Here is a 14,644-nt window from a genome sequence, read left to right as displayed (position 1 = left end):
CTGCCGTACGACATGATCGACGAACGATGGAGGAGCCCGTGCCGCCGACCTCACGACCGCTTCGCAAGCTGGGCTTCCTCACCATCGGGCTGTTCGACGAGGCGGATCCGCGCCGTGGCCACGAGTCCACCCTCGAGATCATCGAGCTGGGCGAACGGCTCGGCTTCGACAGCGCATGGCTCCGCCACCGTCATCTCCAGTACGGCATCTCCTCCCCCGTCGCCGTCCTCGCGGCCGCCTCCCAGCGCACCCGCCGTATCGAGCTCGGCACCGCGGTCATCCCGCTCGGCTGGGAGAACCCGCTGCGGCTGGCCGAGGACCTGGCAACGGTCGACCTGCTGTCGGGCGGCCGCCTCAACCCGGGCATCAGCGTGGGCCCGCCGATGCACTACGACCGGGTCAAGTACGCGCTGTACCCGGACACGGGTGAGGCGGAGGACTTCGGATACGGCCGCGTGGAGCGGCTGCTGGACTTCGTGCGGGGCAAGCCCGCCACCGACTTCAGCGGGGTCGAGGGGTTCGAGGTGTTCTCCGACCGCGTGCAGCCGCACTCCCCCGGGCTGGGCAGCCGGCTCTGGTACGGCGGTGGCAGCCTGAGTTCGGCACGCTGGGCCGGCGAGCACGGCATGAACTTCCTGACGAGCAGTGTCGTCAAGGCCGAAGGGACCGACGAGCCGGCGGACTTCGCGGAGGTTCAGCTCTCCCACATCCGCGCCTTCCGCGCCCACCACCCCGACGGCGAGGCCGCCCGCGTCTCCCAGGGCCTCGTCGTCATCCCCACCGACTCCGCCACGCCCGAACAGCGCGCGAAGTACGAGAAGTACGCCGCCCAGCGCACCCCGCGGACCACGTCACCGCAGGGCCCGGCCCGGCTGCTGTTCGCGCCGGACCTCGTCGGCACCACGGAGGAGATCGCCGAACGCCTCCTCGCCCACGCCGCGTTCCGCGAGGTGGACGAGGTGGCGTTCGCGCTGCCCTTCACCTTCGAGCACGAGGACTATGTGCAGATCCTCACCGACATGGCGACCCGCCTGGGCCCGGCGCTGGGGTGGCGGCCGAAGGTCTGAGGCAGGTCGACGAGACCGTGGATCAAGGGGAGTCGGCTCGGCGGGCGCTCCGAGTCCGTGAGGTGGGCCTGGCGCAGTGACTCCAGCCGGCACCAGGCCCCACGCTCAGCTGCGGCCACCTCATGGCCGACGAGGCAACCGACGTTGTCGCGAAGGCGCACGGGAACTGCTCGCGCGCCGCAAGGCAGGACGTGCTCCGCATTCGCCGGATGCGCGTGCGTCGGCTACCAGCGCCCCGGCTCGGTCCCGGTGATCGGCTCCGACGGTTTGCCGTCCACGCCGACCGGCACGTCCCCTGCGAGCATCACACGGTGCATGATCCGCGGAGAGTCGAGGTGGGCCGTGTCGCCGGGGGCGAGGTGGATGGTGGCCCGGTTGTCCCAGAAGGCCACGCTGCCCGGCTCCCAGCGGAAGCGGACCGTGTACTCGGGGCGCACCGCCTGCTCCAGCAGCATGTCGAGGATCGCCCGGCTCTCGGCCCGGGAGAGGCCGGCGATCTGCTCGACGTAGTAGCCGTTGACGTACAGCACCCGCTCCCCCGTCTCCGGATGGACGCGCACCAGCGGATGCAGCGAGGCGACCTGATGGTCCAGCAGATGGCGGACGTACGCGTCGTCGCCGGGCCGGGGCTGGTACCCGACGCCGAGCCGGTGCTCGGCGCGCAGGCCGTCCACGAACTCCCTGACCGGGCCGGACAGTCCGGCGTACGCGGCCGCCAGATTGGACCAGGTCGTGTCGCCGCCGTACGGAGGCACGGTCTCGGCGCGCAGGATCGTCGCGGCGGGCGGGTCGATGCGGGCGCCGTGGTCGCAGTGCCAGCCGCGCAGCAGGGTGTGCCTGCGGCGGCGCAGCCACTCGTCGTGCTCCATGCCGAAGCGTCCGCCCAGCTCCAGCCGGTCGGCGGTGGTTTCGATCTCGGGGACGTCGGGCGGCGAGGCCTTGCCACGGCGCCTCAGTACGACCGGTTCGCCGAAACGGCGCGCGAACGCGACATGGGCGGCGTGGTCCAGCCGCTGCCCACGGAAGAACACCACCTTCCAGCGCAGCACCGCCGCCCGGATCGCGGCGACCACGGCGTCGTCCAGGTCCCCTGCCAGGTCGACGCCGGTGATCTCCGCCCCGATGTGGCCGGCGACCGGGTTCACCTCGATCCCCATGGCATGCTCCGTCCCGTCCGCAGGAAACCTGTCCGTCGTCATGCACGCTCCGTCGGTCGTCCGCACCGGCTCCGGGTCCGAGCCGGTTCCCAGAAGATCGTGACAGTGTTCGACGGGCGTGACGACAGGGCCTCGGTGCCAGGTCGTGGGGAGCGTGCCAGGCGTCGCGGGGCAGGCGGGACTCTGCGGACACGGCCTAGGGCCGGCCCACGGCCGTCAGCACCGCGTCCGCCAGCCGGTCCACCGAGTGGCCGTCCGTGTCGATGCGGCGCAGGCCGTGCGCGTCCACGGCCTGCGCCATCAGTGTCTGGAAGCGCTCGGCCCGGGCCAGGAACTTGTCCACCAGGTACCGCTCCCGGTCCGTGGCCTCCGCGTAGCGGGCCGACGACCGCATGCGCTCACGCAGCACCGCCTCGTCGGCCGTGAGCCACACGGCCCCCGTGTGCGGCACGGACGTCAGCCGGGCCACGCGCGCGGGCCACAGCGCGGAGCCCTCCAGGACCAGGCCGGGGCCGTCCCCGGTCGCCCGGTCGGTGATCAGTTCCTCGATGCGCGGCCACAGGCGTGCGTAGTGGTCGAGCACCGACCGGATCAGCTCGTCCACGTCGAGGCCGGCGTAGTGCTCGGCGACATGCGGGGGCGGGTCCCACTCGGCCGTCCGCCAGGGCCGCCCCGGGTGCCGGGCCAGCTTGTCCGTCGAGCGGCAGTCGAACCCGAGCCGCTCGGCGACGGCCCGGGCCACGGTCGACTTGCCGGTGTGGGACGTTCCCCCGATGAGCACCACGCGCACGTCCTGCATACGGCCGACCCTACCCACGGCGCTCCGGACTCCCGCATCGCCGTGCTCCGGAACACCGCAGACGAGCAGACGCAGACGGCGCCTTCACCGAAGCCGCCACCTTCGACGGCGCTACCTCTCAACTCGGTCAGCCGACCGGGCTGAACGTCCACAGCAGGTTGGTGCTCTGCTGCCACGTCCACTGCTTGGTCACGGCCCCTTCGGCGACCATTCCGCCGCCGTCGAGGACCAGTCCCGTGCTGCGGTTGGCGATCGAGTACCGGCCCTGGCCGCGGTGGATGATCTGCCACTGCTGGGTGTTACTGCCGTCCCAGGCCTTCTGCCGGGCCGGGTCGCCGTTGCTGGTGGAGCCCCAGCCGTCGGCGACCATGCCGTTGGTGCGATTGACGAGCCTGTAGTAGCCGTTGCCGAGTTCGACGGCCTGCCACTGGAGGTTGGCGTGATCCACCGCCTCCCACTGCTTCAGGTTCGAGCCGGCCGCGACATTGCCGCCGCTGTCCAGCACCAGGTGGTTCGTGACGTTGGTCAGGCGGTAGTACTTGTCGGGCCTGAACGTCACCTTCAGTGATCTGATCACGTCATTGTTGCCGGTCACCCGTAGGTCGGGGGTGTTGGAGGTGAAGGTCCAGGCGGTGCCGGTGAAGTTGTCGCCGGAGTAGCCCGTCACCTGGTAGCCGTCGGGCACGAGGACGGAGGAGGCCATGGCGGGCCCCAGGCCGGCGGCGGTCAGCTGGGTGGACGTGTAGCTGCCCAGCGGCAGAACGGCGCGGGCACCTTCGTAGTCGACGTTCGAAAGCACCGTCGCCGAGACCCTGACGGGCATGCCTTGGACCTCGACGCACACCACGGAGACGTCGGCGTTCGGCGCGGTGGCCGGCACGGTGACGTTGATCTGGTCGGTGACGGTGTACGGGAGCGAGACCGAGGGGTTGTTCAGGAGGTAGACGCGGCTGATCGTGTTGTCGATCGCCGGGATCCGCAGCCGGCCGTCCGTGGGCCAGGTGAAGACATGGGCGAAGAGCTTGCCGTTCTTCTTGGTGAGCTTCCCCCAGGAGGGTTCGGTGGCGAAGGGGCTGCCGCTGGTGCCGTGAATGCTGTCGCCGTGCGTCGACATCCATGAGGCCAGGCCGTTCAGGACGGTCTGGGATCCGGCGGTGACCGAGCCATCGCCCTTGGGACCGATGTTCAACAGGAGGTTGCCGTCCCGGGAGACCACCGTGACGAGCTCTTGGACGATGTCCTTGACGGATCGGTAGGAGTTCTCCCTCCCCGCGTTGTAACCCCAGGCGCCGTTCATGGTGGCGCACCGCTCCCACGGCCGGCTCATCGGCGCGGAGGGAATCCCGAACTCCGCGACCGCGTAGTCGCCGAGACCGCGGTCCCGCTTGACGCGTTCGTTGACGATGAGGCCGGGCTTGCGGGCGATCAGCCAGTTGTAGAGGTCGACGCCGTCCGATTCCAGCCACCAGTCCTCCAGGGTGGGGCTGGAAGGCTCGCCGAACCAGTCGCCGTCGAACCACAGCAGCGCCGGGTCGTAGCGGTCCAGCAGTTCCTGCAGCTGCGCCTTCATGTCGGCGATGTAGGCGGTGCGGGCGGCCTGCGAGGACATCGTGGTGAGACCGCTTTGGTGACGGTCGGTCTGGGACGGGTGGTTCCAGTCGAGGATCGAGTAGTACAGGCAGAACTTGATCCCGCGGCTCTCGCACTCCCTCTTGAGGTCCATGAGCGGGTCGGTCTGGATGCCGTTGTAGTCGTGCAGGTTGTACTGCTTGGTGCCGGTGGTGTCGGTGAAGCCGGGGACGTTGGAGTCCCACATCGCGTAGCCCTCGTGGTGCTTGGAGGTGATCACGAGGTACTTCATGCCGGCGTTCTTGGCCAGTTCGGCGATGGTGGCGGCGTTGAACCGGGTCGGGTTGAAGTTCTTGGTGACCTGGGTCTGGTAGTCCGCCTTGCTCCACTGCTGGCTGTCGAAAGCCCACTCGCCCCGGCCGAGGTACGAGTACGACCCGAAGTGGATGAACATCCCGAACCTGGCCTGGTACCACCAGTCCATCTTCGAGGGGACGGCGTACGCCTCGGCGGTGGAGGGCCACAGGACCTGCGGCAGCCCGAAGGCCGCCACTCCCCCGGCAAGGGCGGCGGCCTTCATCAGAGAACGTCTGCTGAGGGAGGCAGAGGACATGGTGCGGCTCCATTGGTCAGGGGGAGGGATGACAGGGCGCTCAACAAGACATCGGATGGATTTATAGGAGAGCGACGACGGCCGCGTCTACAGCTGGGACGAGATTGGCCCAACACAGAGCGGAATAGTGGGAGTTTCCTCCGGAAGCGCTTGGCCCCGGAAGATCATTCACTCGTCGAGTCAAGCCATATACATCGGATCTCTTGCGATCGATCCATCCCTGAGCACTCCCACGACCTAACTCGTTAAAGGTCAAGTCGTCCGCAACTCTTGACAGGCCTGTAACGCGCTCCACATCATCTGGGTCATCAGTTTCGGCTAACACGAGTTAGGCCCACCCTGAATGACCGACTCGCATCTGAACCGCCGCACCCTGCTGCGGTACGGCGCCTACGGCGCGGGAGCCGCCGCGCTGGCCGGTACCGCCGCGAGCTGGGACCGGCTCACCGGAGCCGACATCCCGGGCCGCGACGACGGCTCCCTGGTCGTCGCCACCCTCGGCCCCGCCTACGGACCGGAGGCCATCCGCACGCTCACCGAGGGCTTCAAGAAGGTCCACCCCGACATCAAGCTGCGGATCAACGCCGTACAGGCCGTCGACTGGTCGGACTTCTTCGCGAAGATCCTCACCCAGATCGCGGCGGGCACGGCACCCGATCTCGTGTACGTCGCCACCGAGGGCGTGCAGCTGTTCGCGCAGCGCCTCGGGATTCCGCTGGACGACTGGGTGAAGCGGGACGCCGAGGAGCTGCGCGAGTACTTCGCGGACGTCCACCCGTCGCTGGTGGAGTCGATGATGTACGAGGGGAGCCTCTACCAGCTGCCGGTCGAGTTCAACGCGGCCGACATGTACTTCAACACCCAGGTGCTGGAGCGGGCAGGCGCGGGCTTCCCGTCGGCCGACTGGACCCGTGACGACTTCACCGCGTTGCTGCGGGACATGAAGAAGTCCAGCGGCTCCCAGTTCACGCCGTACTTCTGGACCAACCGGCTCTGGGGCGGCGTGGTGCCGTGGCTCTTCGCCAACGACACCAATCTGCTCACCGAGTCCAAGGCGCCGGGCGGCGCCTGGCTGTGGGACTCCTTCTACCCGGCCGACCGGCGTCAGGGCCGCGGGGGCGGTTTCCGCTGGACGACCCCGCAGGCCACCGACGCGCGCGTGGAGGAGGCGTACGACTATCTCGCCTCCCTCATCCAGGAGGGCCTGTGCACCCGCCCCGAGGGCGGCAACGGCCAGAACCTCATCGGCGTGTTCTCCACCGGCCGGGTCGGCGTCACGCCCGCGGGCGGCTTCTGGGCGGGCGGCCTGCATCTGGCGGGCATGAAGCCCGACGGCTTCGACGTGCAGTACTTCCCGCGCTGGCGGACCCAGCGCATGCAGTACGGCGCGGCCGGCTACGCACTGCTGCGCACCTCGAAGAAGCAGGACGAGGCGTGGGAGTTCATCAAGTTCGCCGCCCGCAGGGACACCCTGATGCGGCTGTTCAGCACGAACCAGACGACCCCGGCCCGCCGCTCGATGCTGACCGCCGACCGCTACGGGGAGACCGGCCCCGACCACTGGCAGGTCTTCTACGACACCCTCGACAAGTTCCCCGACACCGGGCCGATCCCCGCGCCTCCGCAGGTCGCCGAGGTCGAGCAGGTGCTGCTGAAGCACACCGGTACGGCGCTGGCCTCCCGGCGTTCGGTGGCTCCCGCGCTGCGGCGGATGCAGAGCGACCTGGAGAAGGCCATGGAGCGTGACGTATGACGAACACCCGGATACCGGCCGTCCGACCGAAGCAGCCGGCCGCCGCACCGACCGCAGCACCGGCCGTCGCGCCCCGGCCGTCGGCCCGCGACCGCGGCGCCCGGCTGCTGGCCACGCTGTTCCTGGCGCCGACGATCGTCGGCATCGTCGTCTTCACGGTCGTTCCGATCGTCGGCTCGGTGGTGCTGAGCCTCTTCCACTGGAACGTCATCGACGACCCGAGCTTCGCGGGGGCCGCCAACTACCGTGAGGTCTTCGGCGATTCGACCGTGCTGGTCTCCTTCCGCAACACCCTGGTCTTCATGGTGTTCGCGGTCGCGCTGCAACTGCTGATCGCCCTCGCCCTGGCGCTCGCCGTGAACGGGCGCATGCCGCTGTGGCTGCGGTCGATGTTCCGCTCGGCGTTCTTCTTCCCGCTGGTGCTGTCCGCCGCGTCGATCTCCGTGGTGATGAAGTACCTGTTCAACCAGGACTTCGGGATGGTGAACTGGCTGCTCGGCCTGGTCGGGATCGCTCCGGTGCCGTGGCTGACGTCCGAGAACGCGGCGATGGCCACGGTGATCCTGGTCTACGTGTGGCAGCAGTTCGGTTTCTCGTTCCTGCTGTTCGTCGGGGGTCTCAACAACATCCCGAAGGAGATCCACGAGGCCGCCTCCCTGGACGGCGCGACCGGCCTGCGCAAGCACCTGAACATCACCCTGCCGCTGCTGTCGCCCACGCTGCTGGTCGCGTCGGTGGTGGGCATCATCAACGCGCTCCAGGTCTTCGAGCAGCCGTACGTCCTCACCAACGGCGGGCCGGGCGACGCCACCCGCACCGTCGTCATGGTCATCTACGAGAGCGCCTTCGAGCAGCTCCGCTTCGGCGAGGCCTCCGCGGTGGGTGTCCTGCTCTTCGTGCTGATCATGGCGGTCACCGCCCTCCAGTTCCGGCTCAGCCGGCGTTTCGTCCACTACCAGTGAGCCGGGTGACTCCCATGAGCCAAGCGACCATGAACCTCAGCCGTGCCCGGTCCTCGTTCGCGCCGTGGGCGCGGATCGCCGGACTGACCGTGTGCGCGCTGCTGACCCTCGGCCCGGTCATCTGGACGATCTCCACCTCCCTGCGCACCCCGGCCGAGTCCTTCGATCTGCCGCCGAAGATCATCCCGACGGACCCCACCCTGGAGTCGTACCGGGGAGTCTTCGACCAGATCGACGTCTGGCTGCTCGCCCTGAACTCGACCCTGGTGACCGCCCTGATCGCGGTGGGCCAGATGATCACGGCGGGCCTTGCCGGATACGCCTTCGCCCGCCTCGAGTTCCGGTTCAAGAAGCCCCTGTTCGCGCTGGTCCTGGCGACCATGATGGTGCCGCTGCAGGTCACGATCGTGCCGGTGTTCCTGGTGCTGAAGTCGATGGGCCTGACCGACACCCTGCTCGGTCTGATCATCCCGGCCTTCCCGACCGCCTTCGGCACCTTCCTGATGCGCCAGTACTTCCTGGGCATGCCCAGGGACCTCGGCGAGGCGGCCATGCTGGACGGCTGCGGGCCCTGGCGGATCTTCCGGTCCGTGTACGCCCCGCTGGCCGCGCCCGGTCTCGCGATCGTCGGCGTCCTGGCCTTCAACTACCACTGGAACGAGTTCTTCCGCCCCCTGATCCTCGAGACCTCCGGCCAGAACTACACCCTCCCCCTGGGCCTGGTCTCCCTCCAGGGCAACCTGGGCACCGGCTCCATCTCGGTGGTGCTCGCCGGTGTCGTGCTCTCCATGATCCCCGCCGTCGCCGTGTTCGTCGTCGGCCAGCGCCCTCTGCGTGAGGGCATCACGTCCGCAGGAGTCAACCGTTGAGCCTCGCCGCTCAGTCCACGGACCCCGGCGCCCCGCGCTTCAGGGTCCGTCCCCCCGCCAACTGGATCAACGACCCGAACGGTCCCTTCCGTTGGCGGGGCCGCCACCACCTCTTCTACCAGCACAATCCCGACGCCCCGGTGCACGCGAACGTCCACTGGGGCCATGTCTCCAGCCACGACCTCGTCCAGTGGGAGCACCATCCGATCGCGCTCGCCCCGACCCCCGGCGGCCCGGACGAGGCGGGCTGCTGGTCGGGCTGTGTGGTCGACGACGACGGGGTGCCGACGGCCGTGTACACGGGCGTCGACCGGCAGCACACCGGTCTCGGCTCGATCTGCCTGGCGCGGGCGCTGGTACCGGAGGACGAGACGCTGACCGACTGGCGGCCGCTCCCCACGCCGGTCGTTTCCGGTCCGCCCGCCGACCTGGACGTGGTGATGTTCCGCGACCCGTTCGTCTTCCGTTGCGGCGGCCGACGCTGGGCGCTGGTCGGTGCGGGCCATGCCGACGGCACGCCGTCGGTGCTGCTGTACGACTGCGACGACCTGGCGGACTGGCGGTTCGCCGGGGTGCTCCTCGACGGCAACGATCCGGTCGCGGTGGACGCCTTCGGCGACAAGGCGGTGGGCTGGGAGTGCCCGCAGGTGTACGCGACGGCGGGCGGCGACTGGGTGCTCGTGCTGTCCCTGTGGGACGGCGACCCCTGCTCGACCGGGTATCTGACGGGCCGTCTCCGGCCTCACGGCGAGGACGGGTTGCGCTTCGAGGCCCGCATGGGCGGGCGGCTGGACCACGGGCGGGACTTCTACGCGCCCGCCGTGCTCCAGGAGCCGGACCGGGCGCTGATGTGGGGCTGGTCCTGGGAGGCCCGTGAGCAGAGCCAGGTCGACCGGGCGGGCTGGGCCGGTGTGCTGACCGCGCCGAGGGTCGTGGACGTGCATCCGGACGGCGCCTTGCGGGTCGCACCGGCTCCGGAGCTCGAACTGCTGCGTGCGGCCGAGCCGTTCGTCACCGCACCCGGCCTTCCGGCACCGCTGCCGGACGCGTACGACGTCACCGTCACCGCGGCGGGCCGGACCACGGTGAGCCTGCTGCGGTCCGCCTCGGGCGCGGAGTTGAGGGTTCTGCTGGACCCCGAGGAGGGGACGGTGACGCTCGACCGCGGGGAGTGGCCCCGGACGGGGCCCGAGGGCTCGGGGCCGGTCGTCGTGCGGGCTCCGGGCGGTGAGGTGCGGATCCTCGTCGACGGGTCGCTGCTGGAGCTGTTCGTCGGCGACCGGGCGACGGTCACCGAGCGGGTCTACCGGCGGGCGGACGATGTTCCCGAGCTGGTCGTCACGGGTTCCGCGGCGGCCGTCACCGGCTGGGAGCTGGTCCCACCGATGCACGACTGATCACCGGGCAGGCGAGGCGCCGTACGGTCGCGGGCGGTGTCCTGCCCGTGTCGATGGAGTCGAGGACCAGCCGTGCGGCGGCCTCGCCCATCGCCCGGTGGGGCAGCGCGACGCTGGTGAGGGGCGGGGCGAGGAACTCGGCCATGTGCTCCTGGTCGTCGTAGCCGACCACCGACAGCTCGCCCGGAACGGCGATACCGAGCCGGGTCGCGACGTGCAGGACACCCGCCGCGACCCGGTCGTTGTAACAGAAGATCCCGGTGGGCCGCCGGTCGGCGGGCGTGCCGTCGAGGATGCGCATCGCGCCCTCGTACCCTCCGCTGATCTCGCCCCCGCTCCGGACGACCCACTCCTTGGGAACGGTGATCCCCTCGGCCCGCAGCGCGTCCCGGAAGCCGCGCAGGCGGTCGACGGAGGCGATGTCGTCCTGGCCGCCCACCATGGCGAGCCTGCGGTGCCCCTGGTCCAGCAGCAGCCGGGCCGCCGTACGGCCGCCCGCGCGCTCGGCGGGGATGACGGCGGGCAGGGAGTCGTCCTCGGGCAGGCAGTTGGCGAGGATGGAGTGGGTGCGGTGCAGGCCTTCGGGGACGCGGACGCGGCGCAGGGACATGGCCGCGTAGATGATGCCGTCCACGCGCCGGTCGAGGAGTTCGGCGACGGCCGCGTCCTCCTTGGCCGGGTCGCCGCCGGAGTCGATGGTGAGCACGAGGTGGTCGCTCGCCCAGGCGGTCTCCATGGCGCCGCGCAGCAGCCGGCCGGCGAAGGGCGAGGAGGCGATCTCGTCCGTCACCAGGCCGATCACGGCCGTACGGCGTCGGCGCAGGCCGCGGGCGACGGGGTCGGGGCGGTAGCCGAGCTGGGCGGCGGCCTCGCGGATGCGTTCCTGGGTGGCGGGCGAGAGGTTGCCCTCGGCGCGGCCGTTGAAGACGAAGGAGACAGCCGTGTGCGACACGCCGGCGAGCCGGGCGACGTCCCGCGACGTGGGACGCGCCGATCCCGGCGCCTGCTTCTCCTCGGTGCCGCCCATGCCGTCCGCCGCCCTCATCCCCCACCCGTCCGGTTGATCAATCCTCACCCTATCCGTGACGCTGGGTGTACGGCACAGTCGAGGGAAGGTCCGACAGTGATCAGCATCCCGGCACACACGCTCAACGACGGTACGACGATGCCCGCCATCGGTCTGGGCACCTGGCCGCTGGACGACGCGCAGGCGGAACAGGCGGTTGTGAACGCCCTGGAGCTGGGCTATCGCCTCGTCGACACGGCGACGAACTACCGCAACGAGACCGGGGTCGGCCGAGCCGTCGCCCGCAGCGGGGTCCCGCGCGAGGACGTGCTGGTGACGACGAAGCTCCCGGGCCGGCACCACGGCTACGAGGAGACCCTCGCCTCCTTCGAGGAGTCCCGCGCCCGGCTCGGCCTGGACTACGTGGACCTCTACCTCATCCACTGGCCGCTCCCCCGCGCCGACAAGTACGTCAACTCCTGGAAGGCGATGATCAAGCTCCGCGAGGAGGGCCTCGTCCGGTCGATCGGCGTCTCCAACTTCACGCCCGAGCACATCGAGCGGCTGGAGAAGGAGACCGGGGTCCTTCCCTCGGTCAACCAGATCGAACTGCACCCCCTCTTCCCCCAGGCGGAACTGCGCGCCTTCCACGCCGCCAAGGGCATCCTGACCGAGAGCTGGAGCCCCCTGGGCCGCGGCACGGACCTGCTGGACGATCCCGTGATCCTCTCCATCGCCGAGGCCCACGGGGTGACGCCCGGCCAGACCGTCCTGCGCTGGCACATCCAGCTCGGCGCCGTCCCCGTCCCCAAGTCGGCCGACCCCGGACGACAGCGCGGAAACCTCGACGTCTTCGGCTTCGACCTCAGCCCCGTCCAGATGACGGCGATCGCGGACCGCGCCCATCGCCGCATCGGCGGGGATCCCGAGGTGCACGAGGAGTTCTGACCTCCCCCGGCGGAACATGACTGTCAGTGGCTGCCCGTACCGTCCTGCCATGGGGATCACCACGGCCTGGGCGATCAGCGCCCACGACGACGCCTTCATCGGCACGCTGGCTCCGCGGCTGCGCCCGCTCATCGCGGCCGAGGGGGCCGAGCCGCTCGCACGGGTGCGCTGGGAGCGCTGGAGCCGGCGGCCACTGCCCGACCACCGGACCTGGTGGGACCGCTCCGTCGGACCCGCCCGGGCAACGGACCGGGAACTGGAGTCCTTCCTCGAACTGACGGCGTCCGGGGAGCATGTGCAGAAGATGTACGACGGGCTGTCGTCCGACGACGGCTTCTGTGTGCTCCCGGACGTGTGGGAGCGGATCAGCGACCCGGACCACCTGTTCGTCTCGGTCCAGAGCAAGGACTACGCAATCAGATCCCTCTTCCACGCCATCGGGCCCGAGCGGGCCGCCCTGTTGCCGGGCTGGTGCGGCAACTTCCTGCTCACCTCCGCCGAAGTACGCGACACCTTGCCGCGCGTCGAGGAAGCACTGGGCTTCACGCCGCAGGAGCGGGCCGCGGCGCAGGACCAGGACTGGCTGGACTACGGGGAGGGCGAGGAGCGCGTGCTGGACGGTCCGCTGCGTATGTGGCGGCTGGCCGCGGCGGAAGGGCTCGGGCTGTGCGGGGTCTCTGTGACCGTGTACTGACCGGCGGTCGGCCCGGGCATTGAGGCGGCCGTCGGCGGGGTACTCGGGGCGTTCGGGAAGGAGGCGGTCGTGGGTGAGAAGGACCGGCTGCGGGATTACCGGGGGAAGCGGGACTTCGGGCGGACGCGTGAGCCGGAGGGGCGTGGGGCGGGGCCGGGTGACGAGCCGCGGTTCGTGGTGCAGATCCATGACGCCAGCACGCTGCACTTCGACTTCCGGCTCCAGGTGGACGACGTACTGAAGTCCTGGTCGGTGCCGAAGGGGCCCTCCGACGATCCCCAGGACAAGCGGCTCGCCATGCCCACCGAGGATCATCCGCTGGAGTACGAGGAGTTCGAGGGAGTCATCCCCAAGGGCGAGTACGGGGGCGGAACCGTCATCGTCTGGGATCACGGGACCTATGAGCCGCTGAGCCACGACCGCAAGGGGCGCCCCGTGGACTTCGACGAGTCCATCGAGCGCGGGCACGCCACGTTCCGGCTGAGGGGATCGAAGCTGCACGGCGAGTACGCCCTCACCCGGTTCCGCGGCGGTCAGGACGGCGACCGCGAGGCGTGGCTGCTGGTGAAGGCCGGCAAGGGCGGCCGGGCCCACGGGCACGGCACCCCCGACCCGTACCGGGCCCGTTCGGCACTGACCGGCCGCACCCTCGCCCAGGTCTCCGTCGAGGACGACGAGGGGTGACGCGACCGGTGGCGGCCGGCCTCCTGGACGAGCTCCCCGCCGAACAGCGGCGGCTGCTGCGGAGGGCCCGCCCGGGCGCGGAGCTGGCCGCGCAGCCGATGCTGGCCACGCTGAGCGAGCGGCGGGACTTCTCCGGCGAGGAGTGGCTGTTCGAGCGGAAGCTGGACGGGGTGCGGGTGCTGTCGGTGCGTGAGGGCGGACAGGTCACGCTGCTGTCCCGCACGGGGCGTCGGCTCGACGCCACCTACCCGGAGGTCGTGGACGCGCTCGGGGAGCAGGCGTGCGCGGACTTCACCGTCGACGGCGAGATCGTCGCGTTCTCGCGCGGCCGTACCGACTTCGCCCGGCTCCAGCAGCGCATGGGCCTGACCCGGCGGCAGGATGTCGAGGCGAGCGGTGTCACCGTGACGTACTACGTCTTCGACCTGCTCAGGCTGGACGGCCAGGACCTCACACGGCTGCCGCTGAGGGCCCGCAAGTCCCTGCTGCGGCGCGCACTGACCTACCGCTCGCCGCTGCGGTCGACGCCCCATCGCAACGCGGGCGGGGCCGAGCTCCTGGCCGACTCCTGTGCCCGCGGCTGGGAGGGGCTGATCGCCAAGCGGGCCGACGGGGACTACCAGCCGCGCCGGTCCCGGGACTGGCTCAAGCTGAAGTGCTCGCAGGGGCAGGAGTTCGTCGTCGGCGGGTTCACCGAACCGGCCGGGAGCCGCGTGGGGCTCGGCGCGCTGCTGCTCGGCCACCACGAGGGCGGGCGGCTGCGGTACGCGGGCAAGGTCGGCACGGGCTTCGACCGGCGCACGCTGCTCGGTCTGCGGGAGCGGCTGGACGGCATGCGGGTCGACCGCTCGCCGTTCGACGGGCCGGTGCGCGAGGCGGGGGCGCGGTGGGTGAGGCCGGAGTTGGTCGCGCAGATCGACTTCACCGAGTGGACCCGCGACGGCATGCTCCGTCACCCGCGGTACCTGGGGCTGCGGGACGACAAGAAACCGGAGGACGTCGTACGGGAGCGCCCGTCGGGCCCGACCGCCGTCTGAGCCCCGTACGGATCTGCGGATTCCGGCCTCAACCGGCCTTGACTGCCTCTATGTTCACGGCGGTAGCCGTTCTCGGACCAGGAGACTCC

The 14,644-nt window shown here is 70.4% G+C and carries 13 protein-coding genes; 9 read left to right on the top strand and 4 right to left on the bottom strand.

The genetic code is table 11. The features are described from left to right. The first annotated feature begins 38 nt into the window (after positions 1-38). A complete protein-coding gene (locus tag ACIBU0_RS34945; protein ID WP_398826750.1) occupies positions 39-1,067 on the top strand; it encodes an LLM class flavin-dependent oxidoreductase in 1,029 nt (342 codons plus the stop codon). A 224-nt stretch (positions 1,068-1,291) separates the two neighbouring features. Here ACIBU0_RS34945 and ACIBU0_RS34940 read toward each other — a convergent pair whose 3' ends face one another. The 3 genes from ACIBU0_RS34940 to ACIBU0_RS34930 all read right to left on the bottom strand — a co-directional run bounded on the left by ACIBU0_RS34940 (position 1,292) and on the right by ACIBU0_RS34930 (position 5,205). Next, positions 1,292-2,266, bottom strand: coding sequence for a TauD/TfdA dioxygenase family protein (locus tag ACIBU0_RS34940; RefSeq protein ID WP_398826748.1), 975 nt, complete (start codon positions 2,264-2,266; stop codon positions 1,292-1,294). 154 nt (positions 2,267-2,420) lie between these two features. Further along, positions 2,421-3,023, bottom strand: coding sequence for an AAA family ATPase (locus ACIBU0_RS34935; RefSeq protein ID WP_398826746.1), 603 nt, complete (start codon positions 3,021-3,023; stop codon positions 2,421-2,423). A 127-nt stretch (positions 3,024-3,150) separates the two neighbouring features. Further along, complete coding sequence (locus ACIBU0_RS34930; RefSeq protein ID WP_398826744.1) at positions 3,151-5,205, bottom strand: alpha-L-fucosidase; 2,055 nt, start codon at positions 5,203-5,205, stop codon at positions 3,151-3,153. Positions 5,206-5,548: 343 nt separating this feature from the next. Between ACIBU0_RS34930 and ACIBU0_RS34925 the strand changes: the two genes are divergently transcribed. The 4 genes from ACIBU0_RS34925 to ACIBU0_RS34910 are packed head-to-tail and all read left to right on the top strand — an operon-like array spanning position 5,549 to position 10,186. Next, the gene (locus ACIBU0_RS34925) at positions 5,549-6,958 is read left to right on the top strand and encodes an extracellular solute-binding protein (protein ID WP_398826742.1); all 1,410 of its coding nucleotides are present in this window, start codon (positions 5,549-5,551) and stop codon (positions 6,956-6,958) included. Beyond that, positions 6,955-7,920 carry a carbohydrate ABC transporter permease gene (locus ACIBU0_RS34920; RefSeq protein WP_398826741.1) on the top strand — a complete coding sequence of 322 codons (966 nt, stop codon included), beginning with the start codon at positions 6,955-6,957 and terminating at the stop codon, positions 7,918-7,920. Before ACIBU0_RS34925 ends, ACIBU0_RS34920 begins: the two co-directional genes overlap by 4 nt. A gap of 14 nt (positions 7,921-7,934) precedes the next feature. Further along, entirely contained in the window at positions 7,935-8,789 is an 855-nt protein-coding gene (locus tag ACIBU0_RS34915; protein ID WP_398826739.1) for a carbohydrate ABC transporter permease, read from the top strand. Next, complete coding sequence (locus ACIBU0_RS34910; protein ID WP_398826737.1) at positions 8,786-10,186, top strand: glycoside hydrolase family 32 protein; 1,401 nt, start codon at positions 8,786-8,788, stop codon at positions 10,184-10,186. Before ACIBU0_RS34915 ends, ACIBU0_RS34910 begins: the two co-directional genes overlap by 4 nt. Here the strand turns inward: ACIBU0_RS34910 and ACIBU0_RS34905 are convergent. Then, positions 10,149-11,213 carry a LacI family DNA-binding transcriptional regulator gene (locus tag ACIBU0_RS34905; RefSeq protein WP_398827105.1) on the bottom strand — a complete coding sequence of 355 codons (1,065 nt, stop codon included), beginning with the start codon at positions 11,211-11,213 and terminating at the stop codon, positions 10,149-10,151. The two genes, ACIBU0_RS34910 and ACIBU0_RS34905, sit on opposite strands and share 38 nt — an antisense overlap. A 96-nt stretch (positions 11,214-11,309) precedes the next feature. On the opposite strand from ACIBU0_RS34905, the gene ACIBU0_RS34900 reads away from it, so the two are divergent. The 4 genes from ACIBU0_RS34900 (at position 11,310) to ligD (ending at position 14,555) form a co-directional block, all read left to right on the top strand. Continuing rightward, positions 11,310-12,140 carry an aldo/keto reductase gene (locus tag ACIBU0_RS34900; protein ID WP_398826735.1) on the top strand — a complete coding sequence of 277 codons (831 nt, stop codon included), beginning with the start codon at positions 11,310-11,312 and terminating at the stop codon, positions 12,138-12,140. Between the two features lie 49 nt (positions 12,141-12,189). Then, the gene (locus tag ACIBU0_RS34895) at positions 12,190-12,834 is read left to right on the top strand and encodes a hypothetical protein (protein ID WP_398826733.1); all 645 of its coding nucleotides are present in this window, start codon (positions 12,190-12,192) and stop codon (positions 12,832-12,834) included. A gap of 69 nt (positions 12,835-12,903) precedes the next feature. Then, complete coding sequence (locus ACIBU0_RS34890; RefSeq protein WP_398826731.1) at positions 12,904-13,518, top strand: DNA polymerase ligase N-terminal domain-containing protein; 615 nt, start codon at positions 12,904-12,906, stop codon at positions 13,516-13,518. Further along, complete coding sequence (ligD, locus tag ACIBU0_RS34885; protein WP_398826729.1) at positions 13,515-14,555, top strand: non-homologous end-joining DNA ligase; 1,041 nt, start codon at positions 13,515-13,517, stop codon at positions 14,553-14,555. Before ACIBU0_RS34890 ends, ligD begins: the two co-directional genes overlap by 4 nt. Positions 14,556-14,644 lie beyond the last annotated feature (89 nt).

It is taken from the genome of Streptomyces sp. NPDC049627 (genome assembly GCF_044465645.1).
GTDB lineage: Bacteria > Actinomycetota > Actinomycetes > Streptomycetales > Streptomycetaceae > Streptomyces.
This window is presented reverse-complemented; position numbering and strand designations above follow the sequence as displayed.

What these genes read in the sequence shown, in the direction of transcription:
- ACIBU0_RS34920 (WP_398826741.1), top strand. Translation starts at nt 6,955, where the DNA reads ATGACGAACACCCGGATACCGGCCGTCCGACCGAAGCAGCCGGCCGCC.
- ACIBU0_RS34935 (WP_398826746.1), bottom strand. Translation starts at nt 3,023, where the DNA reads ATGCAGGACGTGCGCGTGGTGCTCATCGGGGGAACGTCCCACACCGGC.
- ACIBU0_RS34940 (WP_398826748.1), bottom strand. Translation starts at nt 2,266, where the DNA reads ATGACGACGGACAGGTTTCCTGCGGACGGGACGGAGCATGCCATGGGG.
- ACIBU0_RS34930 (WP_398826744.1), bottom strand. Translation starts at nt 5,205, where the DNA reads ATGTCCTCTGCCTCCCTCAGCAGACGTTCTCTGATGAAGGCCGCCGCC.
- ACIBU0_RS34895 (WP_398826733.1), top strand. Translation starts at nt 12,190, where the DNA reads ATGGGGATCACCACGGCCTGGGCGATCAGCGCCCACGACGACGCCTTC.
- ACIBU0_RS34925 (WP_398826742.1), top strand. Translation starts at nt 5,549, where the DNA reads ATGACCGACTCGCATCTGAACCGCCGCACCCTGCTGCGGTACGGCGCC.
- ACIBU0_RS34915 (WP_398826739.1), top strand. Translation starts at nt 7,935, where the DNA reads ATGAGCCAAGCGACCATGAACCTCAGCCGTGCCCGGTCCTCGTTCGCG.
- ACIBU0_RS34905 (WP_398827105.1), bottom strand. Translation starts at nt 11,213, where the DNA reads ATGGGCGGCACCGAGGAGAAGCAGGCGCCGGGATCGGCGCGTCCCACG.